Below are 24,726 nucleotides of genomic sequence, written 5' to 3' on the forward strand. Positions count from 1 at the left end.
AACCCCCGCCTCAACACTGAAGTCGTCAGCGACGCGTTGCTCGGCAAATGGAAGCGCGAGCGCCTGGAATCGCGCGCCCTGGTCGCGGACCCGCGTCTGCAAACGATCAACGGCCAGTCCATGGACGATCACCGGGAACGGGTACTCGGTCAGCTCGGCATCCTTGTTGAGCACGGCGCGATCCAGCGTGCATTCCCGTCTGACCTTGGCGGGAGCGACAACCACGGCGGAAACATCGCTGCATTCCAGGAGCTTGTGCTCGCGGATCCCTCAATGCAGATCAAGAGCGGCGTACAGTGGGGCCTGTTCGGTGCCGCGATCCTGCACCTGGGTACGCGACCGCACCACGAGGCATGGCTACCGGATGTCATGAGCCTGAAGCTTCCCGGTGCCTTCGCGATGACCGAGATCGGCCACGGTTCGGACGTTGCCTCGGTGGGCACCATCGCGACCTACGACCCTGAGACCGAAGAGTTTGAGATCCATACGCCCTTTACCGGTGCATGGAAGGAGTTCCTCGGCAACGCCGCCCTGCACGGTCAGGCTGCGGTCGTGTTCGCGCAACTGATCACGCAGGATGTGAACCACGGCGTGCACGCATTCTTCGTGCCGATTCGCACCCCGGATGGAAAGCTCCTCCCCGGTGTGGGATCCGAAGATGATGGCGTCAAGGGAGGCCTGAACGGTATCGACAACGGTCGTCTGCATTTCACGCACGTCCGAATCCCGCGCACCAACCTCTTGAACCGCTACGGCGATGTCGCGCCGGACGGCAGCTACTCTTCGCCGATCGAGAGCCCAGGTCGCCGCTTCTTCACGATGATCGGCACGCTCGTCCAGGGACGCGTGTCCCTCGACGGCTCCGCGGTGAAGGCGATGATGGCGGCGCTGACGATTGCGATCCGCTACGGCAGTGAGCGGCGTCAGTTCCCCGGCGCCTCCGGCCGTGAGACCGTGCTCATGGATTACGGGCTGCACCAGCGCCGCCTGATCCCGCGCCTGGCACAGACCTATGCGATGGCGTTTGCGAGTGAGCGACTGCTGACGGTGTTCGACGAGGTGTTCTCCGGCGCGAAGGACACCGATGAGAACCGTGAAGACCTCGAAACGCTCGCCGCAGCATTCAAGCCGCTGTCGACCTGGGCTGCGCTCGATACGCTGCAGGAAGCGCGTGAGGCCACGGGCGGCGCCGGTTTCATCGCGAAGAACCGCCTGGTCGGGCTGCGTGCAGACCTCGACATCTATGTCACCTTCGAGGGCGACAACAACGTGCTGCTCCAGCTCGTGGGCAAGCGTCTCCTCACGGACTACGCGAAGCAGTTCGCCGGCGGGGACAAGGCAGCGCTCGCAAAGGCCGCGGCGAGCCAACTGGGGGACCGAGTAAGCCGGTTCGGGCTCCGTCAAATGGGCCAGAGCATCGCGGATCTGGGCCAGATGGCGCGCTCCGTCGAGAGCCTGCGCTCACCAGAGGCGCAGCGTGCGCTGCTCGCCGACCGCGTCGAGACGATGGTCTCCGAGATCGCTCAGGCGCTCCGCGAGGGCACCAAAAACGTCTCGAAGCGAGACACACAGAAGTACGCCCAGGCGAGCGAGGACGCGTTCAACGCGCAGCAGCACAAGCTCATTGAGGCAGCTCGTGCACACGCAGAGCTGCTGCAGTGGGAGGCATTCACCGACGGGATCGAGCAGATCACCGACCCCGGTTCGCGCCAGGTGATGACCTGGCTGCGGGATCTGTTCGGCTTCGAACTGATCGAGCGTCATGCGGCTTGGTACCTGGTGCAGGGAAGGATCTCTGGCCAGCGCGCTACCGCGGTCACCGCCTACATTGACCGCCTGATCGGGCGGTTGGGCGACCACGCGCTTGATCTCGTTGACGCGTTCGGGCTGAGCCCCGAGATGCTCCGTGCAGAGATCGCGACAGGTATCGAAGCAGAGCGTCAGGATGAGGCGCACGCCTATGTCGAGGCGGAAAAGGCGGCCGGGACCTGGCCAGTACACGAGAAGGAACTCCGCAAGCGTGCGCAGGAGGCGAAACGTCGGGAAGCCGCGGCGCAGCGCGCCTCGTAGCCTGCGGCGTATCGGCGCACATCACGGGGCCCGCCTGGGCTGCTCCACTGAGCAACCCAGGCGGGCCCCGTGATGTTGGGTGGCAGTGCCCCTGAGCAACTAGAATCAGCACCAGTGGAACTGCCGAGGCGCCGCACGACGTCAGTGCGAATTGCCCCGGGCAGCGGGAGATGGGAAACTCGGTGACCTTCAACGACAACGTGCGGATCGACACCAGCAAGGTGTCGAAGCGTGGCGGCGGTGCACGCCGCGGTGGCATGATCGCGGGCGGCGGGATCGGCGTCGCCCTCCTCCTCGCTCTGGGCTCGCAACTGTTCGGCGTGAACCTCAATGTGTTCGCACCGGCGCTGAACCAGGCGCTGGGATCCGGCAGCGTTATTTCCGAACCGCAGCCCGGCACCGGATCTCTTGAGGGGTGTGCAGCGGGCGCGGACGCGAACCGTGACGTGGAGTGCCGCATGGCGGCGGCGAGTGATTCGCTCGACCGGTACTGGGCGACGCAGGTCGGAAACTACCGCGCCCCGGCGCCCGTGGTGCTATTCAGTGGGCAGACACAGTCGGCATGCGGTGCCGCCTCGTCGGCGACCGGCCCCTTCTACTGCCCGGGCGACGAGACAATCTACGTCGACGTCTCTTTCTTCGACACCCTCAGCCGTGACTATGGTGCCTCCGGTGGCTCCCTGTCGCAGATGTATGTCCTCGCGCACGAGTGGGGCCACCATATCTCGAACCAGATCGGGACACTCCAGAGTGTGGGACGTGAATCGGGCCCCACCTCCGGCTCGGTGCGGCTCGAACTGCAGGCGGACTGCTTCGCGGGAGCGTGGGTGCAGAACGCGTCGACGGTCACCGACGACCAGGGTGTGCCGTTCCTGAAGCCCGTCACACAGCAGGAGATCGCGGATGCGATGAGTGCGGCAGCGGCGGTGGGTGACGACCGGATCATGGAATCTTCCGGCGTTCGAGTGAATCCTGAGCGCTTTACCCACGGCACATCGGAGCAGCGCCAGCGCTGGTTCCAGGTGGGCTACCAGCAGGGTCCCACGGCCTGCGGCACCTTCGACGTCCCGGCTGCGCAGCTCTAGCGGGCCGGCGCGGGCTCAGCTGCGATGCCCAGTGAGGGCGAGTCCGCCGCCCAGTCCCACCATGATCGCGCCGCCCGCGGCACGGGCCCTGATCATGCGGCGTGGGGAGCGCGCGAACCAGTGCTGCGCCGACCCGGCGAGTAGCGCCCAGGCCGCGTCGCATACGAGCCCGATTGTCACAAAGATCGTGCCGAGCAGCATGATCTGGGCGGGCACCGCGCCAGCACTCACCGTCACGAACTGGGGGAGTACGGCGACGAGAAACACGATCGCCTTGGGATTGGTGATGCCCACCACAACACCCTGCCGCAGCATCACGACGGGGGATATCTGGTGCGCGCCCAGGCTCGCAGCATCCTCGGTGCCCTCGGCTCGGTGTCGGATCGCCTGCACACCCAGGTAGACGAGATACCCGGCTCCGAGGAACTTGATAATCGTGAACAATAGGATCGACTGTGCAACAATCGCGCCGATTCCGAGCGCGACGGCAGCCACGAGCGGCAGCACGCCGAGACTGTTCCCGAGCACACTCATGAGCCCTCCGCGGCGCCCGTAGCTCAGGGACCGGCCAATCACGAACAGCACGCTGGGACCAGGGACTACGATGAGTGCGACGGACGCGAGGATGAACGCGGTGAGCGTTTCCGGAGTGGGCATGGAGTCATCGTAACCCCGTGCGGTCCCCGTGAACTAGCGCCGGCCGCGGTGCGGGGGTTTCTTACGGGTCGCCGCGAGCTGGGCACCACGCGACCCCGGCTTAGGTCCGGACTTCGCACTCTTTGTCGGCTGCTTGGTGACACGCTTCGCTGGCTTCGGGGCGGCCTCGACATCCGTGTTCGCCCGCGAGCTGCGCGCTGTGCGGCCCCGCAGTACGCCCACGAGCTCCTGCACGTCTGCGGCGTCTCGGGCCACGTCCCAAGTAGCCCACACGGTCGTCGAGGGGAGGGCATCCGCGTCGGTGATCGTGAGGAGGGCGTGCTCGCGCTTATCGCTCAGGTGGCGCGCGAGCATCGTGGGAAGGATGATCCCGCCCGAACCGGTGGCAACGAGCTGGAGCGCGGCGCGCAGCGTGGTCGGCATCCAACTCGGATCCGCCCACGGCTGGGGAGCGGGCCACTCCGCCGGGTGCAGGGGGTGATCCAGGAGCGCCACCGTCGCAAGATCGTCCAGGGACACAGCGTCCTGCTCGGCGAACTCGTGATCCCGCGCAACCACCAGGCTGAGTTTCTCGGTATAGAGCTGGATTGCGTGCCGGGTGCGCCCGGGCTCGGCATTCCCCGCCGGCAGCTCACTCGGAAGTACACGCTCGAGCGTGACATCGGACTCGACCCTGTCGTTGCGACCGTACGCAATGTTGACGGGGACGAGTTCGAGAGGGACGCCCGAAACCTGAGCCCAGCGCTCCGCCCACCGGGAGGGGGCCATGCCGCGTGCAAATGCGAGGCGCAGCGGGGTGGGGGACGGGGGGACGTCGCTCATAGCGCCACCTTCGCGTAGATTTCGTGCGTGTAGGGGAGACGGGCGGCTGACAGCGCGATCCGGTAATCGGGCGAATCCGCGTGTCGGAGCGGGGTGCCCTCCTCCCGGTACCGGGGCAGGGCGAGTGTCGTGTGTCCCTGTGGCGGAAGACCGCTCGCGGGAACGACCCGCCACCAGGGCACGGCGTGCCCAAAGAGGGCCATGACCTGCCCGACCGCGCGGGGCGCGTTCGAGCCGATTGCGAGCGCCACGTCACCGTACGTCATGACTCGGCCCGCGGGGATCCGCGCAACGACGGCGAGCGTCGCGTCGACGAATTCGGGGCTGGGCATAGCACTAGCCTACGGTGTGTGCAGGGTTAGACGACCCCGGAGACGCCGAGCAGCTTGCCAATCGTGAAGGTCGCTGCGACCGCAATCCCGCCGAACGTGAGCTGCCTGATCGCGCCAGCGATCCAGCTGCGGCGGGTGATTCGTGCGGCGAGTGCCCCGGCGAGCAGCAGGCCAAGCCCACCGAACGCCAGGCCCCAGCCGAGCGTGCCGAACCCGAAGAGGAACGGCAGGATCGGGATCAGGGCACCCACGCTGAACGACAGGAGCGACGACACCGCGGCGATCCAGGGCGACGGACGCTCATCCTCGCTCATGCCGAGTTCGTGAGAGAGGTGCACGCGCACGGCATGGTCCCCGCTCGTGTGCACCTCGCCCGCGGCGATCCGGGCCGTGTCTTCCTGCATGCCGAGCTTTTCGAACATGAGCGCCAGCTCAGCCTGTTCACCCTGCGGGTTGCGGCGGTGCGCGTCCTGCTCTGTGCGGACCTCCGCGTCGAGCTGCTCGTTGGCGGTGCGCACCGAGGTGAACTCGCCGAGCGCCATCGATACGGCACCCGCGATCAGCCCCGAGACGCCAGTGATGGCGACCATCCCGGGGGAGGCCCCCGCCGCCGCGATGCCGGCGATGAGCCCGACGTTGGAGACAAGCCCATCCATCGCCCCGAACACCGTGGCGCGCAGCCAGCCCGACGAGATATCCGCGTGCCGGTGGTCGTATTCGTGTGGGTGTGCGATATTAATCTCGCTCATCAGTCAGCCCCCTCAACACCCGCGCAATTTCGCGCGTAAACCGCTACCGTAGCAAGCATTCGCGGGGAGGGAGAACCTCGCTCGCGGCTTCGAAATGGCGCGCTGCTGCGCTTCGTCTGGCCGGGTCTCCACGCTTCGCGCAGCCGTGTTCGGTGATTCGGAACGGGGGCATGTTGGGTTCGGTATACCGAACTTCCGCGCCACCTCAGCCGTCTGATCTGGTGTCGGAGATCTCCCGCCGATGTGGCGGAACGATCGTCTGGATCTCACCCTGCCACCGGCGGCGTAGCCACCGGTCGTGTGTCGCGATGATCAGGGCCCCGGGGAACTGCGCAAGTGCCTGCTCCAACTCCTCGACGAGCGTGAGTGAGAGGTGGTTGCTGGGCTCATCGAGCAGCAGGATCTCTGGCGGATCAGCCACAAGTGTTGCGAGAGCCAGGCGTCGCCGCTGCCCCACACTCAGCACCCCGACCGGCCGATCGAGATCGCGTGCAGCGATGAGGCCGCTCTCGACCAGGGGGTACTGTTCGGCTCGGGCCGAACCCAGGGTGTCCTCGTATGCCTGCGTTGCAGTGCGCTCAGGGCGCGGGAATACGACCTCCTGGGGGAGGTAGCCGAGCGTCGCGGTGCGGTTCGTGCTGCCGGTGTCGGGTTCAAGGACACCAGCGAGGACTGCGAGGAGCGTAGACTTCCCCGCGCCGTTTGGTCCGGCGAGGAGGATGCGACCGTTTTCGGGGAGGGCCAGAGACACCGGGGCCAGCCGATTCGCCACGGCGACGCCTGTTGCCTCGATAACCGGCGCATGCCGAACGGGACGCGCCGAGTGTTCCGAATCCCCAAGCGCGGGTGCACCGCTGCCCGAGAACCCGGCGAAGTTGAGCGGCGCGGGAGGTCTGCGCACGCGCCGCCGCTCGAGCGTCTCGAGCCGCACGCGCGCATTCCGTGCACGCCGGGATGTCACCCGAGCATCCTTGTCGGCGTAGAACTTCTTGGTGATCCGGCTTTCCGACTTCGATTCGTGTTTCCGATTCACCTCGCGGGATCCAACCGCAATCTCGTGTCGCAGTGCCTCAAGCTCGGCGCTCTCCGCCGCGTACTGCGCCCGCCATCGGGCGAGTTCGGCCCGACGTTCGGCGCGCGCCGCCGAGTACCCCACGCCCCACATGCGCGCGCCGAAGCCCGCGCCGGGGTCGTCGGTTTCCGGTGCGTCCACAGCGGGGGCGTCAATCCCTGCCTGCGGGCGTGCCGGACTCGTGGTGGCGGCTGCGTCTGCGAGCTCGCTTGCCGGGAGCGGGAGGGGATCCAAGTCGAGGATCCGAGTCGTGATGGCGTCGAGGAGTGTGCGGTCGTGACTGGCTACGATCACGATCCCGGGCCACTGCCCAAGCACGCGCTCGAGGTAGTCGGCAGAGGCGTCGTCAAGGTGGTTTGATGGTTCGTCGAGGAGCAGGGTGTGCGGGGCCTCGAGTAGGAGCGCGGCGAGCGAGAGCCGGAGCCGTTGGCCCCCGGAGAGCTGCCCGATCGGGCGCTCTTCAGAGATTCCGCCAAGGCCGAGTCCTGCCAGAATGTCACCGCGGTGGGCTTCTGCGGTCCAGGCTCCCGTTCGTTCGGCCTCGTCGAGCGCCTCCGCGTAGGCGTCCGCCACTGCAGGGTCCGCCGGAGCGTGTGCGAGCGCTGCGCCGAGGCGATCCAGTTCCGCGAGTGCGCTGCGGGCACTGGCTTGGGCGTCGTCGAGCACGCGCGAGAGCGTGACCTCATCTGCGTAGGGGAGTTCCTGTGCGAGGAGCCCGACAGATCCGGGCAGCTGCACCGTGCCGAGACTCGGCGTGAGTTGCCCGGCGAGAATGCGAAGCAACGTGGACTTTCCGGTCCCGTTCTCTCCGATGAGGCCGATGCGGTCCCCGGGGCGGGCGGTGAATGAGATGTCGCTGAGGACTCGGCGGTCCGGGTACGAATGGGATACCCCGTCGACGAAGAGATGCGCCGCAGCAGGGCGGTCAGTTCCGGGGGACGTTGCGTGGGCCGCGGCGCGCGTGGCACCGCTCAAGCTGGGAGTGGAGAAATTGGGTGATGCGGGCATCGGGGCCGCCTTTCGAACCGAACGGAGATTCCGCGGGGCGTTGCCAGAACGAAAAGCCTGCGACCGGCGGCACCGCAGGGTAGCCTGATCCGGGAGAGCGACGTTCGGGCACCTCATGCGCGAAACGGGAGCCGTGTTAGTTCTTCACAGGTTCGAGTGTACGGGGTGAGCCCCGGGACCGCGCAACCCCATCCATTCAATTCACACCGCACGAGTTTTACGCTGCACGAGGGGACACCATCATGATGACGGACATAAGCGGACGGCTCGTGAACTCGCGGCAGGGCCTGGACCTGGTGCTGGTTCGCTCGCTCGCACTCCCAATTTCTGAGGCGTGGGCGTATCTGACCGACCCCGCCCTGACTGAACAGTGGTTCGGCCCCTGGGAGGGTGACGGCCGCCGCGGTGGCAGCGTACGAATTCGTATGCGCTTTGAAGAGAACGGCCCGGCCGTTCGTGCGCAAATCGTGGCCTGTGAGGCCCCGCACCATTTGGCACTGAACACTGTCGATGAGTACGGCAGCTGGAAGTTGGAGCTTCACCTCGAAGAGGACGGCGAGGATGACACGCTGCTGCGCTTCGTGCACCACCTCGATGGGGATTCGGACGTCGGGGACATCGGCCCCGGCTGGGAGTATTACTTGGATCTTCTGGTTGCCGCGACCGAAGGTACCGAGAGCGCCGAGTTTGACCAGTACTACCCCGCATTGCGCGAACAATATCTCGCGCTCCGCCCCGGCCAGTAGTCGCGCGCGTGGGCGCCTCTGCCCCCAAAATCGGGGACTGCGTCTCAGTGTTCACGTATACCCCACCCACGTATTTTCCTGAACCCCCGCGTGTCGCTCACCCTCACGTTTTGAGGGGAGCCTTACCTCGGTATGATGATGCCCGGATGCGGCGCAAGATCGCCCGCGTACCGAGCCGACGCTGACGCGTCGGGAAAGCAAGGGGACATGCGACACAGGGTGGGGGCTGGCCTGCGCGCCAGTTTGGGGTTGGCTGCGTGTGCAGCGGTTGTGGTGGGGCTCATCGCACCAAGCGCCGCGGTGGCGACGGACGGCGAGGCTGCGCCCAGCAGCTATTCGGATGTGCGTCTGGAATGGGGAATCAACAGTGTGTACCAGTCGCCCAGCCCGGGTGGTACGGGGTGCTCCTTCTTCTCCGCGGGCACGCAGCTTGAGTTCGCCGCCGAGTCCGGCGACGTGCGGATCGTGAAGCGCGCCGAGGACGGATCCTCCGTCCCAGTCACCAAGAACAGCATTTGCTTGGGAAAGCCCGGCACTGAGCTCGGTCAGCGCATGCAGTTCAACGGCGGTTCCGGGCAGATCGACCCGGTCGCCGGAACCGGAACGCTGCGCTGGAGTGGCGCTGTGACCGCAAACGGGTACGGCGGCATGGTGCCGTGGTGGATTCAGGATCCGGCGCTGACATTTTCGGGTGACGGCACCGCCGTGCTGACTGCGACCGCCGGCGGTTGGGCCTCGTCGATGGAGAACCCCACGGAGATGTCGCCGCTCCGCCCCCGGGCCGTCACGGTCGCGACGTTCTCGAACGTGGAGCTTGGGGCCGATTCGCTGAGCCTCACGCCCGACTTTGGTGGGGTTGATTACTTCAAGCTGAGCGATCCGGCAGATCCAGCCTCCCCACGGGCGACACAGTCGACCGTGAACAAGGGAAATCCCGAGTGGGGCTCCTGGCCGGAAAGCTTCGTGGACTTCCACTACGAGACCGGGCTCGAGAGCTACTGGCATTCTTCGGGCAGCGGCGGTGACGGTGAGAAGCCGGGCATGCCGATCGTGATCGAGCTGGGCGAACAGGACGAACCGGTTGTCATTCCGCAGGTTGTGCAGCACGTTGAGATTGACCGGCCACGCCCGCTGATTGTCGGCCACCCGGTCACGTTCTCTGCGGTGATCGATGGAGCAGAAGCGGTGACCTGGGAGATCGCGCCCGAGCCTGAGGGGCCGTGGACACCAATCGCGGGGGCAACGACGCAGAGCTGGGCGGTGGACTCGGTTACTGCCGAGCAGTTCAACGACCGCTTTGTGCGGATGTCGGGAACAAACTCGGTGGGCACCGTATCCGCGGGCTCGCTGTATGTCCGCACCGTGCCGTTCCAGGAACTTGCAATCACCGCGCAGCCGCTTCCGGTACACACGACCGAGGGCAACAAACCAGTTTTTTCTTTCACCGCTGAGGGCTCGCCTGCCGCGACAACGTTCTCGGTGGAGCAGAGCCGGGATCGGGGAAAGACCTGGCAGGTTGTCGAAGGCACCAGCTACCGGAAGGCCCAGCTGGGGCGACTGGACCAGCTCACGCTTCCGCCCGCAACCGCCGCGGACCACGGCACAGTTCTGCGCGGCGTCGCGAAGACGGGGAAGGTCCCGGGTGTTGCTGAAGCGGGATACACCGCGACCACCACGCCGGTGGTCTATGTCGTCGCTCAGAAGACAGGAAAGCCTCAGATCAGCGCATGGAAGCTGCCGGGGTTCAGTGAGGAAGCGGGCGGTGCGATTGCCGTATCCGGGGCCGGATTCACGATCCCGAATTCCGAGACCGGCGGCAGCTACTCGCTTGACGTCGCGTTGTTTAATCGGGACGTGTGGGTTCCCGGCCACGCAGGCGAGCCGCAGTGGGTCAGCCTCTCCGAGGATTCGCGCAACGGTCAGTACTACCAGGCCTATATGGCCTACTACGGTGGCAGCTTCGAAACCGTGATCCAGGTGCCTGCGGGCGCACTATCTGCAGACAAACCGTACGGGGTGGGAACGCTGCTGCGCCACTACGCCGGAGGGGTCAATACCTACGAAAACCGGGACATGGATACCCTGTCCGAGGTGGCGGATCCGGTGCTTGTGGAAATCGTCGATCCTGAACCCGAACCTGGGACCGAGCCGGGAACGGATCCCGGGACGGAGCCGGGCACTGAGCCCGGGACCGATCCGAGCACGGAACCGGGGACAGATCCGAGCGCGGAACCGGGGACGGATCCGGGCACGGAACCGGGGACGGATCCGGGGACGGGTGTGACGCCGGTCCAGCCGCAGACCGGAGCAAGTCCGGGCGGCCAGGGCACGTCGGCGAAGCTTGCGCAGACGGGCTCTGGTCCCTCCGTAGTTCTGCTTCTCGGCGGGATCTCGCTGATTGTCCTCGGAGCTGGCGTAGTTGCGTTGCGCCGCCGGGCGGTGCAGACACCCGAGTAGAGGAAGCTCACTGGGGAATTGCTTCCTCCTGAACGGCGCGGCATCGGTGGATCACCGGTGTCGCGCCGTTGTGTATCGGTCCTCCCACTCGTGGCTCCTGAGTCGACGGAGCATCTAGGCTCCTCCCGCGGCGAAGATGTCCTGCGAAATTCGATCGAGCTGAGTGCGCAACTGTTCAAGCTCATTTTTTGCGGTGTCCAGGGCGGACTTCGTATCGGGCCACACGGAACCGCGGAACTGGGCGGCGAGGGGACCGTCCCACACGTTGGCGTCGGACAGGATCCGGCCTTGGGTGTCGAGCCGACTGATCTGCTCGGTGAACCCGCCTCCAATGATTGATTGGATTTGCCGGATCGCGGAGCGGGCTTCTTCGGTGGTGAGTACACGGGACACAGTGGAACCTCCGTTGCTGGGTGACTGGCGCACTTGGGGGTGTCAGTGCGTGGCCACCACGATAGGTCTCAACTGAGGCGCTCGGACGGCCCCTGGCACACTCTGTGGAGAACTCGTCTTGGACGGGGCCTGTGGACGGGGAGAGCGTCGTCCACAGGCCGATCGAGAGACCGAATAGGCCGGAAAAGTACGCTGTCTGTGGATAACGAAGACGGCTCTGCGAGGAGCTTCGTACACTCGTGGCCACCGAACCCACTTCTGGGATCGGGCGGACGACGATCGGAGCTCACATGCGAATCTCGATAGTGCACGCCGGAAGGAGCGTGACGTGTGAAGTCGTGAGTTGGCGCACGGCTGCGACGGTCGCAGATGTCCTCGTGGACCGCGGCTACGCTCCGATGGACTTTGTCGAGATTACCGTTGACGGGCATGCGGGCCTGTCCGTGCCGATGCAACTCGGAGCACACACGTCTCTGAGCGCTGCGGGGCTGCGCGAGGGCAGCACGCTGTCACTCGAGGGGAGGCATTCCGACGCCGCGGCACTCGACCCGCAGCCGCTGAGGTCGCCCACTCCGGGGTGGTGTGTGTCCGTGATCAGCGGTGCCGACGCCGTTGCAGGGATCCAACTTCCGCACGGCGTGACGCGGACGATCGGGCGGTCCCCGCGCGCGGACGTCACGGTGAACTCCCGAACTGCGTCGTGGCTGCACTGCACAATCGAACGTGTGGGAGCGGGGATCCGAATCCGCGATGCCGGATCTCGCAACGGCACGTACGTCGCGGAAACACGCGTCGACCGGGCCGGGGTAGCAGTAAGCTCCACTCAAGTGTTCTGGGTGGGAGACGCTGCGCTCACGCTTGGTGAAGTGGGGACAGCACCAATGGCCACGCTCCCCGCTGTGAGTCGTGACCCCGGTTGCGGCACAGTGCCCTTCAATAGACCGCCGCGTGTGCGCAACGTCATTGCCACTCTCAAAATCCCCGTTCCTTTGCCACGAGAGGTGCCCGAGGCCAGTTCGTTTAGTTGGGTTACCACCTTGCTTCCTCTGCTCGCCGCTGGGGTACTCATCATGGTGCTTGGAGATCTGCGGTTCGCTCTGTTTGCCCTGCTCAGCCCGATGCTGGCACTCGGAACTCACGCCGAGCAGCGTCGACGACGGCGCCAGCTGTTGCGTACGGAGGAGACACGTTGGAGCGCTGAACTGGGGACGTTCCAGGCGCGTGTAGAGGCCGCGGCGAGCGCGGAGTCGACACGTCGGTCCGTAGCGACGCCGGATCCTGCAGTTATGCTGCGGCGAGCGCTGGCCGCGTCGCCCCAGTTGTGGCAGCAACGCACAGACGCTTCGGACTTCCTGCACCTTCACCTCGGGATAGCGACACTTCCGTGGACCCCCGACCTGGACATCGGGCCGAGTTCCTCAGTGGAGGCTGGTGCACAAGCCATCCTCGACCGGACCGTGTTGCGAGATACCGCGCTCGCCGCAGACCTGGGGAACGCTGGAGTCGTGGGGATCGTGGGGGATCGCGACCACGCGTTGGCTGTGGCCCGGAGCCTGACCGTTCAGGCGGCGTCGCACTGCGGACCCGCGGACCTTTCAGTGAGCGTGAGCTGTGATTCGGGTCGTGAGGCAGCGTGGGGGTGGGCCGGGTGGTTGCCTCACACCGGGGTGCGTGACGATCCTCGGGGTGTGCGTTGGCTGTCGGGCACCGTCGAGGACGGCAACGCGATGCTGCGTCGCCTTGCCCGTGCGCCGCAGTCCGGTGGGGCACGGGCGCACCTGACCATCATCGACTCTGACTCGATGCTGCGCGGTCAGGATTCGCCCGCCCGTGGGCTGCTGGGGCGGGGACGAAACAGCGAAACGGGGCACCACCCATTGCGAGGTGCCGCGATTGGTGAGTCCGCACCTCCGCCTGTCAGCGGAATAGTGGTCGTGTCACGAGAGACCGACCTCCCCGCGAGCTGCACCACAGTGGTATCGCTCACTCCGGACGGCCGCGCCACTGTTACTGACACCCGCACTGCGGCTCGAGTCGACGGGGTGGTGCTCGGCCGCGTCGGTCAGACAGACGCGGAAGCCGCCGCACGTGCGCTTGCGCGGTTCACAGACCCAGACTCGTCCAACGCCACTGGCGCGATTCCACGCCAGGTTCGGCTTCTCGAGTTGCTTTGCGATGGCCCGCCCAGCGCGGCCGTCATCCAGGATCGATGGTCACGTGCGTCCGGACTGGCAGTTCCTATCGGGCGTTCCAGTCATGACGTGGTCTCCGTGGACCTTATTGCCGATGGCCCGCACGGGCTTGTCGGCGGGACTACCGGATCTGGCAAGTCGGAGTTTCTCCGGACGCTCGTCGCTGGGCTTGCGGCGAGCCACGATCCCAGTCGACTCAACTTCATCCTGATCGATTTCAAAGGAGGCGCCGCCTTTGCCGCCTGCGAACGGCTGCCGCACACGATCGGGACCATTACGAACCTCGACGCAGGGCTTGCCTCCCGTGCGGTGCGAGCTCTGGAGGCGGAACTGCAGCGCCGACAGCGGCTGTTCGCAGGGGCGGAGGTCGAGAGTCTCCCCGCCTATCTCGCCACGAGTCCTGCGTCGCCGCTGCCGCGGATCGTGCTCGTGATCGACGAGTTTGCGATGCTCGCACAGGAGTTCCCGGATGTTCTTGCCTCACTCGTCAGTATCGCTGCGGTGGGGCGCACTCTCGGTGTACACCTGCTTCTTGCGACGCAGCGTCCCGCCGGGGTGGTGACCGAGGACATCTTGACGAACACCAACCTGCGTATTGCGCTGAGAGTGCAGAGCCGGGAAGATTCATCGAACGTCATCGGCACCTCGCAGGCTGCTGAGATCCCGCGCCAGTTCCCGGGCCGAGCGCTGATCCGCCGCGGCGCAGACGACCTCGTCCCCATACAGACGGCGCTCGGAACGGGAATCCCCCAGAGGGAGGACGCCGCTCCCGTGACTGTGCGGGCCGTGAATGTTTTTGGGGAACCGATCCATGAGTCGGCGACACCTAGCGAGTCCGGGAGCGCTCCGCAACCTCAGACAGAAAACGAGCTGGATCACCTGATTGATGCGATCATCGACGCACACCGGGAGCTGGGACTCGGCCACCCTCGACCAGTGTGGCCTCCGCCGCTCGGAGATCGGGTTGACCTTGGCAACCCCGGGCCAGGGTCTCTACAACCGGGAGGGACCACAGGCGCCGGCCCGGTTGCAGTCGTGGCACTTGCGGACGAGCCGGATCTCCAACGCCAGGTTCCAGTGGGCTGGGAACTCACTCAGGGCAATCTCTTGCTGCTCGGCCTCCCCGGGAGTGGCACGAGTACGGCGCTCCTCAGCATCGGGGTGGCGCTTGCACAGGAGCACGCGCCAGGAGACCTGGAACTCCTCTGTCTCGATGCCGGTGGCGGCAGGCTGAGCGACATCGCGGCGCTGCCGCATACAAGCACCTGGGTCGGTGAAGGAGACGGGGAACGCCGGGCACGACTGCTGCGCTACCTGACTGGCGAGGTCCGTCGGAGACAGCGCGTAGCCGGACCCTGGCGGCGCACAGTAGTGCTCATCGATGGACTCGCAGCGCTGCGTGACGAACTCCAAGAGCCAGCGTCACTTGAACTCTGGGACGGTCTTCTGCGGGCATACACTGACGGCCCGGAGGTGGGAGTATCGTTCGCAGTTTCGGCGGCCCGCCCTCGTGCGGTGCCGACGGCGCTTGAAGAGACAACCGGACAACGCTGGGTGTTTACGTTGCCAAACGTATCTGCGTACGCGGCGCTCGGGATTCGCGGCGCGGCAATCCCCGCCGCGGTGCCCGGCAGATGTGTGGACTCGGCCACACTCAGACAGCTGCACGTTGCGACGCCCGCGGAGCCGTATTCCGTACGTGTTCAACACATCGCAGAGCGCTGGGCCGAACACCCCGCGCTCAGTGACCCGGTCGGCTCACTGCCCACAGTGCTCACCGCCGGGGAGCTTGCCCATACTGCGGACCTCGCAGGAGATCCAACACGGATCCCGATCGGGATCCGGGAAGACACCCTGGAGCCTGCGGTACTCGAATTGTATGAGGGGGAGCACGCACTCATCGCCGGCCCACCCCGCTCGGGGCGTTCGTCATTGCTCGTCGGGATTGCCGAGCTGGTGGCTCTGGCCGTGTCCGAGCCTGGCGACGATGCTGGCGCCCGGAATTCCCATGCAAACCCCGGACGTACTCGGGTCTGGGGCATCGCGCCACGACGATCGCCGCTGAGCATGGCACCCCTCGACCGGTTCGCGAGCAGCTCTGCAGACATCGAAGAAATGCTCGCGCAGCTTGCCGGGCCCTTGCCGAACACAGAGCAGGTGGTGCTTCTTGTCGACGACGCGGACCGACTCAGCGACCACGATGCGGCGTTCGAGGAATTTCTGCGCGCGGTGTCCCCGCACCACCACCTGGTGTTCGCTGGGCGTGCAGCTGAGCTCCGGTCACGCTATCTGCATTGGACCACTGATGCGAGAGCCGCCCGCACCGGTATCCTCTTGCAACCGGACACCGACCTGGACGGCGAACTATTCGGGGTTCGACTTCCGCGTCGCGCTCCTGTGCAGATCACCCCGGGGCGGGGATACCTGTGCGTGAGCGGATCCGGCGTGCTTGTACAGACGATGACCGCTGGGACACACGGCACTGAGGAGGTGCCGAATGCCGGTGCGCTTCGATGAAGAGGCTGCCGAACAGTTCCGTCGGGCCGCACGCCACGCTGCGAGCGAGCTTCACTCCCAGGGCGGATCGCGACGGGCTGCCGCAGAGCAGGCCATCTCCGGTTGCGTTGGTCCTGTGGCGCGTCTCCTGGAACGAGCCTGCACACTCGAAGCAGAAGACCGCGGCACCCTCGCTGGAGTGCTGAGCAAACTTGCGGAGCAAGTGGCGGAGGCTGGGCGGGTGGCCCGTGAAGAAAAAACGCGGGAGCGACTCGTCGCGGAGTGGGAAGCACGGCAGGCACTCCGGGTGCACGACGCCGCGACCCCGGTCTCTGCGCTCCTGCACGCCAGCGGGATCGCGCATCCGAGCGCATTGGCGGGGGATCCGCGACCGCAACAGGCAGACGGGATCTCACCGGTCTTGGCTGCATCGTTTAGCCCGCGTCGCCGGGTACGGACACCGCACCGCACCGCGGAGGGCAGCAGCGGCGCACACCCAGATTCGTTGCGGCGATTTGCGGCACGTTCTCGGACGAACAGCGCCGCGCTCGAGCGGGAGCTTTCGACCCTCTGGTCTGCGTGGACACAATTGCTTGCCTCCTCCCCGTGGCTCCGCGTGGACTCGGCCACCTTTCTCACGGGGTTCCAGGGGTACTTAGCCGAAAATGAGGCGGATGCGCAGTGGATCGGCAGGGTATCTGATGCGTTCCGTGCGGCCGGCGGCGGGACGCTCCGACCGAGCGTGTTGCGCGGCCTTGCGACCGTGCGGCCCCGCATTCGGAGCGACTCCGAACTGCTGACAACTCTTGCGACGGCAAGCGACGCGGAGCTTGCAGCAATTCTCGCCGGGATCCCCGGAATCGGGGCGCAGTTGCAACAGTTCAAACCTCGCGCGGTCGCGGATTGGTGGACCCAGATGGCGGCAGGGGCAGAACCAGGCAGCACGGGCCACACCGCACGACAGGAGCGACTTCTGCGGAACTTGCCGGATGTCCTCGGGAACCTCGACGGTATGCCAGTCGCGGCGCGCGTCCGGGCGAACACCCTGCGCATCCCGGCCCTCCTACGTGCGGTCCGGGCTGAGCTCCGCGGCGTGGAACGTGGCGAGATTGCCGGCGGAACTGGCCGGGCAGGACAACTTCGCTCCGAGCTCTCCTATCTGCGCCGCGTTGGGCAGGGAGAAGCCCAGCTGTATCTCTACGACCGCCACGCTTCCCGCATCGTGGAGGTGCTGGGTGCCCCGGGGCCCGGCACGCAGCGTGCCATTACCTACGTGCCCGGTACCTATACGGGAATGAACTCGTTCTACACAGGGCGGGTGCAACAGCTCGGGCACGCACTCACTCAGGGGACCCCGGGAACCATAGTTTTTGTGTACAAGGATGGCCCGTTCCCGGGCGAGGAACCGTCAGGTCGGGGGCCACGGGCGTTGCGTATTCGGGAAGCAAACAACGCGGAGACCGCGCTCACGGCTGGCGAACAATTGCGCCGCTTCGGCACTGGGGTGCGGAGCGATCCGTCGTTTGCGACCCTGCCACAGATCGGCATCGGACACAGTTGGGGGCTCGCGAATCTCACCGCCTCTGAGGTCGTCGGAGCGCGCTATGACACGGTCATTTCCCTCTCGGGGGCCGGCATGCCCGCAGAGTGGTCCGCGAGCCCCACAACGGGGTACTTCGACCTGAGCTATCCGGACATTCTCCAGGGAGCGCAACAGCAGGGATACGTGTGGAAGGGACACACCCCACGCAACAATCCCGGCTTCGCGAAATACCCCCTGTACTCAGGTCCCGATGACGCGGTGCTGTCGAGCTCGGCACTTTCAGACACCCCGGAGAAACTTCGGGTACTCACTCGCAACCACGACCTGATTGCTACGAAAAGCCCGACAAACAGGCAAGTCTTGGAGGACCTGGGAAGGTTGGTAACGCAATGAGTAGGACGACAGGCGTCACTGTAGCTGGCGCGATCTTATGCGTGCTCTTGTTGGTGGGCTGCTCCGGAAAAGTTGGTACAGACATGAAGAATAGTGAGTCAGGCGCGAGATGGTCCGAGGTCAAGGAACGGACGCAAACTCAGGAACTTGATATTGCAGCATCACTACCCGAGGCGTGGGTATCGGAAATCGAACAGGTACCTGACGGCTTCTTGCTCGACTGCAGCTCGACGGAGATGACTTGGAACGGACTGACGAAAGTCGGGCTCTCTGCCGGAGTCGACCCGACTGACGCAGTGCACCATCTCGAATCTCGATTCGCAGGAACAGCGTTCACGATCGGAACACGGCTAAATGTCGTGGGCCAGTATGAACTCCAGCTTGTCGCCCAGGATGGCGTCGAAAACTACATCATTGCCGAGGGCGAGCCCGGCACACTCCGCATTGCCTCCGGCTCGCCGTGCTTTGTGCTCCCCGAGGACACATACCCTGGAGGGACGTGGTGATGGGCGGCAGACAGGAGGACCGGAATGAACGGGCCGAACGATCCAGTGAGCGCTGCGTACGAAGCACGTGCGGCGGAATACATTGAAGTGTGCGGCACGATCGATCGAACCGCATCCGTCGACCGGGACAACATTCTGGGTTGGGCTCAAGACCTGAGCGGGCCGATCCTGGATGTTGGATGCGGGCCGGGCCAGTGGACAGAGCTGCTGCACACCCAGGGATTCGATATCTCCGGAATTGATCCTGTGCCCGGGTTCCTCACGGATGCGAGGCGACGCTACCCCGGTGTGAGGTTTTCGGAGGGGAAAGCGACCGCCCTGCCCGTCAGCGACGGTGCGCTCGGCGGGGTGCTCTCATGGTTCTCGCTGATCCACACAGATCCCGGTCTCCTCAGCCTCCCGCTCGCGGAGTTCGCGCGCACCCTCGGGCCCGGTGCCGGTCTAGCGCTTGGCTACTTCGACGGCCCACACGGAGTGCCGTTTGATCACGCGGTGACCACGGCCTTTACCTGGTCGGCCGACGAACTTTCGGCACTCGTGAGCGATGCGGGCTTCCAAGTGGTCTCCATACAATCTCGGGCCGAGCCGGGGAGCCGTCCAGTGGGAACGCTCTTTGCAACCAAACGCGGGGGAGCGGACGCGTGCTGATCCGGCCCTACGCCTACGCGGACGCTACTCCCACCCTCAAGGTGTTCTTCCGTGCAATCGAGCTCACCGCGCGGGCACACTATTCGAAAGCACAGCGAGCGGCGTGGGCGGACCGAGCCGGTCGCACGATCCCGACCTGGCATGTGGCTCGTTCCGCCGCCGACACGTGGGTGGCCGAGGTCGAGGGCCGCGTTGTCGGGTTCGCCGACCTGGACGCTTCGGGCACGATCGACATGCTCTTCGTGGACCCCGACTTTGCTCGCCGCGGCATCGCCGCAGCCTTGCTCGCCCGGCCGCTCTCAACCGCACGGGCGCGAGGCCTCACCCGGGTGCGGACCAACGCGAGCGACACCGCCTGTCCGTTTTTCCTCGCCCACGGCTTCCGCATCGAAGAACAACGCACAGTCGTCGTGCGGGGAGTCAGCATGTCACACACGGCACTCGTGCTCGACCTGGAGCCAGAAGCAGAAGCAGAAGCAGAAGCAGAAGCAGACGCAGAATGATCCTGCGTATCACCCGAGCGTAAACCGCGCGGGCCTGCACCCGGCCAGTTCGCTGGCGTCAACTCCGGCGACGAGCTCCTCTGCGAGTAGGCGGCCGACCGCGGCGCCCAGCGTCACACCTTGATGCATCACCGCCAACGTGAGGCCCGGAACCTCTGGATGCGGCCCGATGAGGGGTTCACCGTCAGAGGTCATCGGTCGCCAGCCGATCTCAACGGAGATCGGCTCCAACCGCCCGGGGTCAGTGAAGTTCGCTTCGAGGTCTGCGATGGTCGCACGCGCGGTGGCGTCGCGATCTGCCTGAGTCTTCTCGCCGGAATAATCCCGGGGACACCAGAGCGTCCCATCGGGGAGCTGGCGCACCTCAAACTCATTGGTGCCGACGATCCCGCGCACCAAACCACGCTCAGCCCGGAGCCTGACGAGCACAGCGGGCGAACTGTGGATCACTGCATCGGGACCGACTGGCGGGAAGAGCGGGACTGCTCCGGCACCGGCTGCGAGGACAACACTGTGGCCACGGACTTCGCCCTGAGACGTGTACACGCCCGCAACTCGCCCGTCGCCCAAGAAGAGGCCGGTCACCGGGGTGTTGGTGCGCAGTTCTGCGCCGAGTTCGCATGCGGCGGTGATGAGTCGGTTGGTCACGTGGCCGGGGTTGATCGCCCCGTCGTCCGGACTGAAGTACGCCGTGGTGGGCGGGTAGGCCAGTCGCGGCTCCCGCGCGTGCGCGTCACGGATGGCATAGCGGGGGTTCGGATTCGGATCGAAGCCGTCCCACGTCAGCGACCCCGTCCATTGGATATCCAAATGAGGGAGCTCAGCATCAAGGCGGTGATACTCGGTCTGGGCGATCTGTCGCAGGGGGTCCGACGGCCTGGGATCCACAGGCGGGCGCCCGACCCACCCGAAAGAGCTGCCGGTAGCGCCCGCGCCGGGCTGCGCGCTATCGATGAGGATGACGCGTTCACCGAGCGCGCTGAGATGGTAGGCGATCGACGCACCCACGATTCCGGCACCGACCACAATGTGGGTGCCTCCTGCGGAACTCCGGGGCATGCATCTCCAAACAGCGTGAATCAATGATGGGAACGGGACGAGTGTACGTGGAAAGGGGACAGTGGCGCGCGGGATCGCACCGGGCTGGCGTAATACCTGAGTTCTCGCAGGTATTCTGGGAAGCCGGGGGTTGACCGGGCCAAACAGGTGGGAAACGGGGTATCGATGCAACCGGAACCTCATGAGCGGGAGCACTACACCCGCTTCGACGAGATCGCGTCAGAGCTGCTGAATCTGAAGACTGCGGAATCTGTGTCCTACGCGGATCTGGTGCGCAGGATCACCGAGCAGCGCCTCGCCCGCGGTGTGGATCCCGCAACCGCGGCGCCCGCGCGCTCAACGATCTATGACGCCTTTCGGGTGGGACGGGTGCGGGTTGACGTGGCGCTGGTGCGAGACATTGTCCTCGCGCTGGGGGCTACTGACGTTGAGGCTGACGGCTGGGTAGAGCGCTGCCGTGATGCACAGCGCCCGATCATCCCTGCTCTCGCTCCGGGCGGGCACACTCCGAAGCCCGCAATCCAGGTGGAGCAATCGACACGGTTTGCGGTCCTGCGCGCCGGGTACCCCCGAGGCTTTCTGGTGCCGTTCCTCTTGGGCTGCATCATCCTGAACTTCGCAGGAGACATCACCGGGCGTGCGCTGGGGGTGCCGGTCTATCTGGACATGATCGGAACCGCGGTCGCAGCACTCGTGCTCGGCCCCTGGTGGGGTGTAGGAATCGCGCTGCTCTCGAACCTTGCAACGCTCCCGATCGCACAGGGTCATTCGCTCTCGCTGGTGCTCGTCGCGATCACCGGGGCTCTGGTGTGGGGGTACGGGGTGCGGAAGTTCAATATGGGCCGGGATTTCTCGCGATTCTTCCTCCTCGCCCTGACGGCCGCCGTGATGTGTAGTCTCGTCGCGGTCCCGATCCTGATGTTACAGTTCGGAGGCGGGAACGGGCACGCCGGCGACCAGATATGGCAACGCTTCACTGACGCCGGGGTTCCGCTTGTGCTCGCGGTGTTCTTCTCGAACATCACGACGTCGGTGATGGACAAACTCCTGAGTAGCTTCATTGCCCTGGCCGTATTTGCGGGCTTGCACTCGAAGTTCGGGATCCCCGCGGACCACCTCCCACTCGTGGGGCGGCTCGGGGCCGAGCCTCGCGGCCCGGGCGTGAGCGCGGCTCTGTCAGCGGGGTAAGGCGGAAAGCCTTCAGTGAGCGTAGGATTTATACGCAACTTCTGGGGTATGCGCCCTGCAAAATTGTTGTGTTAACTATGCGAATACTAGGGTGGATTGAGACTGTGCCGTTTCAGGTCTCTCTCACTCGAAGGAGTTCGCCATTTTGAAGAAGAACCTTGCCGGGTTTGCGCTCGCATGTGCGCTTATCCCCGCGCTCACCCTCGGCGGATCGGCCGCCTTTGCGGTCGCGGATCCCGAGTTGCCGGCCGCGCTGGTGAGTGCAGAACTCGATGCGACGGGTGGCGCCGAAGAGGGTTCAGCACTACCCGAGGTCGCCAGCGAACTCTCAGAGCTGAATCCCGGTGTTGCTAGCGAAGACGCTCAGCTCGAAACGCTGAGTCCCGAGGAGTCGCCGCCCGCTACCGGCAGTTCGGTACCTGGCACCGAGGCCCCTGCTCCGAACGCTGCCGAAGCACCGGCACACAGTCGCGAGGTGAGCGGCGTGGTCGTGTTCCCCGCGGCTGTGCCCACGGACGTCCGCGGAAAGATGCAGTACTCGTTGTTTCCGACCACAGGCTATGACCAGAAGTGCCTGCCCCCGAGCACCTCTGGGAAACTCTCTTTCTCGAACCTGACAACCGGAGAATTTCGGCTGACCGAACTCCCCGCCTGCGACTACAATCTTCACCTCTACTACTCGGTGGATGCCGTTGAACGGACGGTGATTGCGGCTGACATGATTCGGGTCGATCTGCGTGCAGGGAACCAGCGCGGGGTATCGATTTCCGCCCAAGTTCGCGGTGGTGCCACGACATCAATCCAAGGGAAATCCGAGAACAATCAGTTCCCCGGGAAGATCTACATGCAGGATGCTCGGGGGGCGGAAACAGATGTGAGTCACCACCTCGGGGGCTGGGGTGGCGGCGGACCCGAAGGCTGGGTCCAAGGATATGCGTTCGCTGTCCCCGGTGGAACGTACACCCTGCGACTGCAACTCGAGAACGGCACCCGCCTGTACTATTCGGCGTCAGCGAAGCAGGGGCTGACGACCAGCGCCGCGCAGGCGACGAAGTTCACGATCACAAACTTCGTGAACATCAGGCTCAAAGAGATGTCCATCAATGAGTGGTTGAAGCCGGCCCCGAAGCCGAAGCCAACGGCCCCGACCTTCACGGATGTGAAGCGGGGTGCTCCGTTCTACTCGGATATTCGGTGGCTTGCCGATTCGGGGATCACGACGGGTGTGAAGCAGGCGAACGGGTCGTACAAGTTCCTGCCGAAGGACAGCGTGACGCGTGAGGCGATGATCGCGTTCCTGTACCGCGCGAACGGTGTGAAGAACTACACGCCCAAGGGTGCGTCTCCGTTTGTGGACGTGAAGAAGGGCGACCAGTTCTACACGCAGATCATGTGGGCCTACGAGAACAAGGTCACCACAGGCATCAACCTGGGCAACGGCAAGCGGAAGTTCGACCCGAAGGCGACGATCACCCGTGAGGCGATGGCGGCGTTCATGTACCGTCAGTACGCGAAGTCGATCCCCGTGGGTTCGGCTCCACAGAACTTCACGGATATCCCGGCGAACCACAAGTTCGCGAAGGAGATCAAGTGGATGGCGTCGAACAAGATCACCACGGGTGTGAAGCAGCCGAACGGGACGGTGAAGTTTGTTCCGAAGGGGGCGACGAGCCGTGAGGCGACCGCCGCGTTCCTGCATCGCGCGGAGCTGAAGAAGTAACACTCTCCGTTGTGTACACGTGTGGCCCCGGCATTGTGCCGGGGCCACACGCGCGTTGTGAGTGGTGGGTGCCGGATCCGGCACTGCCGATGTTGCGTGCGCGGCCCGCCGCCCCTATTCGGGAAGCGTGAGGTGCAGGATCGGGTACGGGCGGCCGTCGCCGTCGAGCTCGCTCCGTCCCGTCTGCACGAAACCGCGGCTGCGATAGAACCCGGCAGCCCCGGGGTTTTGCTCGTTCACGTCGACCCTGGTGACATCGTGGCGCGCGATCGCGTCCGCGAGGAGCGCGGAGCCGACACCGCCGCCGCGCACCGCGTCCGATACAAACAGCATTTCGAGGCCGCCGGCCACGGTGCCCGCAAAGCCCACGGGCACCCCGTCCCGCTCGGCCACGGTGAGTGTGACGGCGGGGAAATACGCGGGCGCGAGCTGCGCCTCGATCCGGTGGAAGTCCTCCTCCGCGAGAAAATCGTGTGTCGCGCGCACGGCGCTGCCCCAAATCGCCACGAGCGCCGGGTACTCATTTGGGCCGTGCACGGGCCGCAACACCAGCGGCCCGGATCCGGCGCGGTCCGAGCTGTGCCCCGCTGAAGCCGGAGAAACCGTGGCGTCTGTACCAAGTTCCTGTGCGTACTGCTCGACCGAGCGGCGATACAGCGGCAGTGTTCGCGAAAGCGCGGTGAGTGCGGTACTCAGCGCAGCGGCTGGTTGCCCAGTACTCCACTGAGACAGTGCAAGAAATGCCTGCGCCGCGTCCCCAGTGACGGGATCAGCGTCCAGGTCCTGAAGGATTCGGATAGCCTCGTCGGCCCGCCCGACATTGCGGAGTGAACTCGCGAGCTGGATGAGTGCCTGTGGCCGGCGCTCGCCCGCGAGCCCGTGCGCGAGCGCCGCCTCATACAGCGGGATCGCCTCGGCCTCCCGCCCCAGATAGTCGTGGACCGAGGCCCACTCGTAGACGGCGGCAGGGTCCTCAGCGGGGCGCTCCGCTACGATCCGGTGCATAGCGGGGAGCACCGTGTCCGCTGGGATCTCTTCGACGGTGTCCCAGAATGCGTTGATCCGGGAATCCCACTCGCTTGTCATG

At 65.5% G+C, this 24,726-nt stretch carries 19 protein-coding genes; 11 read left to right on the forward strand and 8 right to left on the reverse strand.

Annotated features, from left to right (window positions below):
• Both FM113_RS07240 and FM113_RS07245 read left to right on the forward strand, forming a co-directional pair.
• Window positions 1-2,070 (forward strand): acyl-CoA dehydrogenase (locus FM113_RS07240; protein WP_140393302.1); only part of this gene is annotated, 2,070 nt, incomplete at its 5' end.
• Between the two features lie 182 nt (window positions 2,071-2,252).
• Window positions 2,253-3,155 carry a neutral zinc metallopeptidase gene (locus FM113_RS07245; RefSeq protein WP_087013244.1) on the forward strand — a complete coding sequence of 301 codons (903 nt, stop codon included), beginning with the start codon at window positions 2,253-2,255 and terminating at the stop codon, window positions 3,153-3,155.
• Between the two features lie 15 nt (window positions 3,156-3,170).
• Here FM113_RS07245 and FM113_RS07250 read toward each other — a convergent pair whose 3' ends face one another.
• The 5 genes from FM113_RS07250 to FM113_RS07270 all read right to left on the reverse strand — a co-directional run bounded on the left by FM113_RS07250 (window position 3,171) and on the right by FM113_RS07270 (window position 7,795).
• Window positions 3,171-3,812 carry a LysE family translocator gene (locus tag FM113_RS07250; protein ID WP_087013028.1) on the reverse strand — a complete coding sequence of 214 codons (642 nt, stop codon included), beginning with the start codon at window positions 3,810-3,812 and terminating at the stop codon, window positions 3,171-3,173.
• Window positions 3,813-3,845: 33 nt separating this feature from the next.
• A complete protein-coding gene (locus tag FM113_RS07255; protein WP_087013029.1) occupies window positions 3,846-4,634 on the reverse strand; it encodes a LysR substrate-binding domain-containing protein in 789 nt (262 codons plus the stop codon).
• Window positions 4,631-4,966, reverse strand: coding sequence for an MGMT family protein (locus tag FM113_RS07260; RefSeq protein WP_087013030.1), 336 nt, complete (start codon window positions 4,964-4,966; stop codon window positions 4,631-4,633). The genes FM113_RS07255 and FM113_RS07260 overlap by 4 nt, the downstream gene beginning before the upstream one ends.
• Before the next feature lie 26 nt (window positions 4,967-4,992).
• The gene (locus tag FM113_RS07265; protein ID WP_087013032.1) at window positions 4,993-5,715 is read right to left on the reverse strand and encodes a VIT1/CCC1 transporter family protein; all 723 of its coding nucleotides are present in this window, start codon (window positions 5,713-5,715) and stop codon (window positions 4,993-4,995) included.
• A 205-nt stretch (window positions 5,716-5,920) separates the two neighbouring features.
• Window positions 5,921-7,795, reverse strand: coding sequence for an ABC-F family ATP-binding cassette domain-containing protein (locus tag FM113_RS07270; protein ID WP_087013034.1), 1,875 nt, complete (start codon window positions 7,793-7,795; stop codon window positions 5,921-5,923).
• Window positions 7,796-8,037: 242 nt separating this feature from the next.
• On the opposite strand from FM113_RS07270, the gene FM113_RS07275 reads away from it, so the two are divergent.
• Window positions 8,038-8,541, forward strand: coding sequence for an SRPBCC family protein (locus FM113_RS07275; protein ID WP_254908914.1), 504 nt, complete (start codon window positions 8,038-8,040; stop codon window positions 8,539-8,541).
• A 207-nt stretch (window positions 8,542-8,748) separates the two neighbouring features.
• Entirely contained in the window at window positions 8,749-10,998 is a 2,250-nt protein-coding gene (locus FM113_RS18095) for an LPXTG cell wall anchor domain-containing protein (RefSeq protein WP_176387109.1), read from the forward strand.
• 114 nt (window positions 10,999-11,112) lie between these two features.
• On the opposite strand, the gene FM113_RS07285 is transcribed toward FM113_RS18095, so the two are convergent.
• Window positions 11,113-11,391 (reverse strand): pyrophosphorylase, encoded by a 279-nt coding sequence (locus FM113_RS07285; RefSeq protein ID WP_087013036.1) that lies wholly within the window; start codon window positions 11,389-11,391, stop codon window positions 11,113-11,115.
• A 290-nt stretch (window positions 11,392-11,681) separates the two neighbouring features.
• Between FM113_RS07285 and FM113_RS07290 the strand changes: the two genes are divergently transcribed.
• The 5 genes from FM113_RS07290 (at window position 11,682) to FM113_RS07310 (ending at window position 19,672) form a co-directional block, all read left to right on the forward strand.
• The gene (locus FM113_RS07290) at window positions 11,682-16,100 is read left to right on the forward strand and encodes an FtsK/SpoIIIE domain-containing protein (RefSeq protein ID WP_140393303.1); all 4,419 of its coding nucleotides are present in this window, start codon (window positions 11,682-11,684) and stop codon (window positions 16,098-16,100) included.
• Window positions 16,081-18,015, forward strand: a complete 1,935-nt coding sequence (locus tag FM113_RS07295; RefSeq protein ID WP_087013041.1) for a hypothetical protein — start codon at window positions 16,081-16,083, stop codon at window positions 18,013-18,015. The genes FM113_RS07290 and FM113_RS07295 overlap by 20 nt, the downstream gene beginning before the upstream one ends.
• Window positions 18,016-18,098: 83 nt before the next feature.
• On the forward strand, window positions 18,099-18,521 hold the full coding sequence (locus FM113_RS07300; RefSeq protein WP_087013043.1) for a hypothetical protein: 423 nt from the start codon (window positions 18,099-18,101) through the stop codon (window positions 18,519-18,521).
• A 24-nt stretch (window positions 18,522-18,545) separates the two neighbouring features.
• Entirely contained in the window at window positions 18,546-19,169 is a 624-nt protein-coding gene (locus FM113_RS07305; RefSeq protein WP_087013045.1) for a class I SAM-dependent methyltransferase, read from the forward strand.
• Window positions 19,163-19,672, forward strand: coding sequence for a GNAT family N-acetyltransferase (locus FM113_RS07310; protein WP_176387110.1), 510 nt, complete (start codon window positions 19,163-19,165; stop codon window positions 19,670-19,672). Before FM113_RS07305 ends, FM113_RS07310 begins: the two co-directional genes overlap by 7 nt.
• 9 nt (window positions 19,673-19,681) lie before the next feature.
• Here the strand turns inward: FM113_RS07310 and FM113_RS07315 are convergent, their stop codons facing one another.
• Window positions 19,682-20,731, reverse strand: coding sequence for an FAD-binding oxidoreductase (locus FM113_RS07315; protein ID WP_176387111.1), 1,050 nt, complete (start codon window positions 20,729-20,731; stop codon window positions 19,682-19,684).
• A gap of 165 nt (window positions 20,732-20,896) precedes the next feature.
• Between FM113_RS07315 and FM113_RS07320 the strand changes: the two genes are divergently transcribed.
• Together FM113_RS07320 and FM113_RS07325 are read left to right on the forward strand one after the other, a co-directional pair.
• Window positions 20,897-21,919, forward strand: coding sequence for an ECF transporter S component (locus FM113_RS07320; RefSeq protein WP_140393306.1), 1,023 nt, complete (start codon window positions 20,897-20,899; stop codon window positions 21,917-21,919).
• A 145-nt stretch (window positions 21,920-22,064) separates the two neighbouring features.
• Window positions 22,065-23,639: an S-layer homology domain-containing protein gene (locus FM113_RS07325; RefSeq protein ID WP_087013054.1), complete on the forward strand. Its 1,575-nt coding sequence runs from the start codon at window positions 22,065-22,067 to the stop codon at window positions 23,637-23,639.
• Between the two features lie 114 nt (window positions 23,640-23,753).
• Here the strand turns inward: FM113_RS07325 and FM113_RS18610 are convergent, their stop codons facing one another.
• Window positions 23,754-24,725: a tetratricopeptide repeat protein gene (locus FM113_RS18610; RefSeq protein WP_254908915.1), complete on the reverse strand. Its 972-nt coding sequence runs from the start codon at window positions 24,723-24,725 to the stop codon at window positions 23,754-23,756.
• Window position 24,726: the final 1 nt, after the last annotated feature.

The sequence above is a fragment of the Leucobacter sp. 7(1) genome, from assembly GCF_900163635.1.
Taxonomy (GTDB): Bacteria; Actinomycetota; Actinomycetes; order Actinomycetales; family Microbacteriaceae; genus Leucobacter.

What these genes read in the sequence shown, in the direction of transcription:
- FM113_RS07275 (WP_254908914.1), top strand. Translation starts at nt 8,038, where the DNA reads ATGATGACGGACATAAGCGGACGGCTCGTGAACTCGCGGCAGGGCCTG.
- FM113_RS07250 (WP_087013028.1), bottom strand. Translation starts at nt 3,812, where the DNA reads ATGCCCACTCCGGAAACGCTCACCGCGTTCATCCTCGCGTCCGTCGCA.
- FM113_RS07300 (WP_087013043.1), top strand. Translation starts at nt 18,099, where the DNA reads ATGAAGAATAGTGAGTCAGGCGCGAGATGGTCCGAGGTCAAGGAACGG.
- FM113_RS18610 (WP_254908915.1), bottom strand. Translation starts at nt 24,725, where the DNA reads ATGACAAGCGAGTGGGATTCCCGGATCAACGCATTCTGGGACACCGTC.
- FM113_RS07320 (WP_140393306.1), top strand. Translation starts at nt 20,897, where the DNA reads ATGCAACCGGAACCTCATGAGCGGGAGCACTACACCCGCTTCGACGAG.
- FM113_RS07255 (WP_087013029.1), bottom strand. Translation starts at nt 4,634, where the DNA reads ATGAGCGACGTCCCCCCGTCCCCCACCCCGCTGCGCCTCGCATTTGCA.
- FM113_RS07290 (WP_140393303.1), top strand. Translation starts at nt 11,682, where the DNA reads ATGCGAATCTCGATAGTGCACGCCGGAAGGAGCGTGACGTGTGAAGTC.
- FM113_RS07315 (WP_176387111.1), bottom strand. Translation starts at nt 20,731, where the DNA reads ATGCCCCGGAGTTCCGCAGGAGGCACCCACATTGTGGTCGGTGCCGGA.
- FM113_RS18095 (WP_176387109.1), top strand. Translation starts at nt 8,749, where the DNA reads ATGCGACACAGGGTGGGGGCTGGCCTGCGCGCCAGTTTGGGGTTGGCT.
- FM113_RS07260 (WP_087013030.1), bottom strand. Translation starts at nt 4,966, where the DNA reads ATGCCCAGCCCCGAATTCGTCGACGCGACGCTCGCCGTCGTTGCGCGG.
- FM113_RS07265 (WP_087013032.1), bottom strand. Translation starts at nt 5,715, where the DNA reads ATGAGCGAGATTAATATCGCACACCCACACGAATACGACCACCGGCAC.
- FM113_RS07295 (WP_087013041.1), top strand. Translation starts at nt 16,081, where the DNA reads ATGCCGGTGCGCTTCGATGAAGAGGCTGCCGAACAGTTCCGTCGGGCC.
- FM113_RS07270 (WP_087013034.1), bottom strand. Translation starts at nt 7,795, where the DNA reads ATGCCCGCATCACCCAATTTCTCCACTCCCAGCTTGAGCGGTGCCACG.
- FM113_RS07305 (WP_087013045.1), top strand. Translation starts at nt 18,546, where the DNA reads ATGAACGGGCCGAACGATCCAGTGAGCGCTGCGTACGAAGCACGTGCG.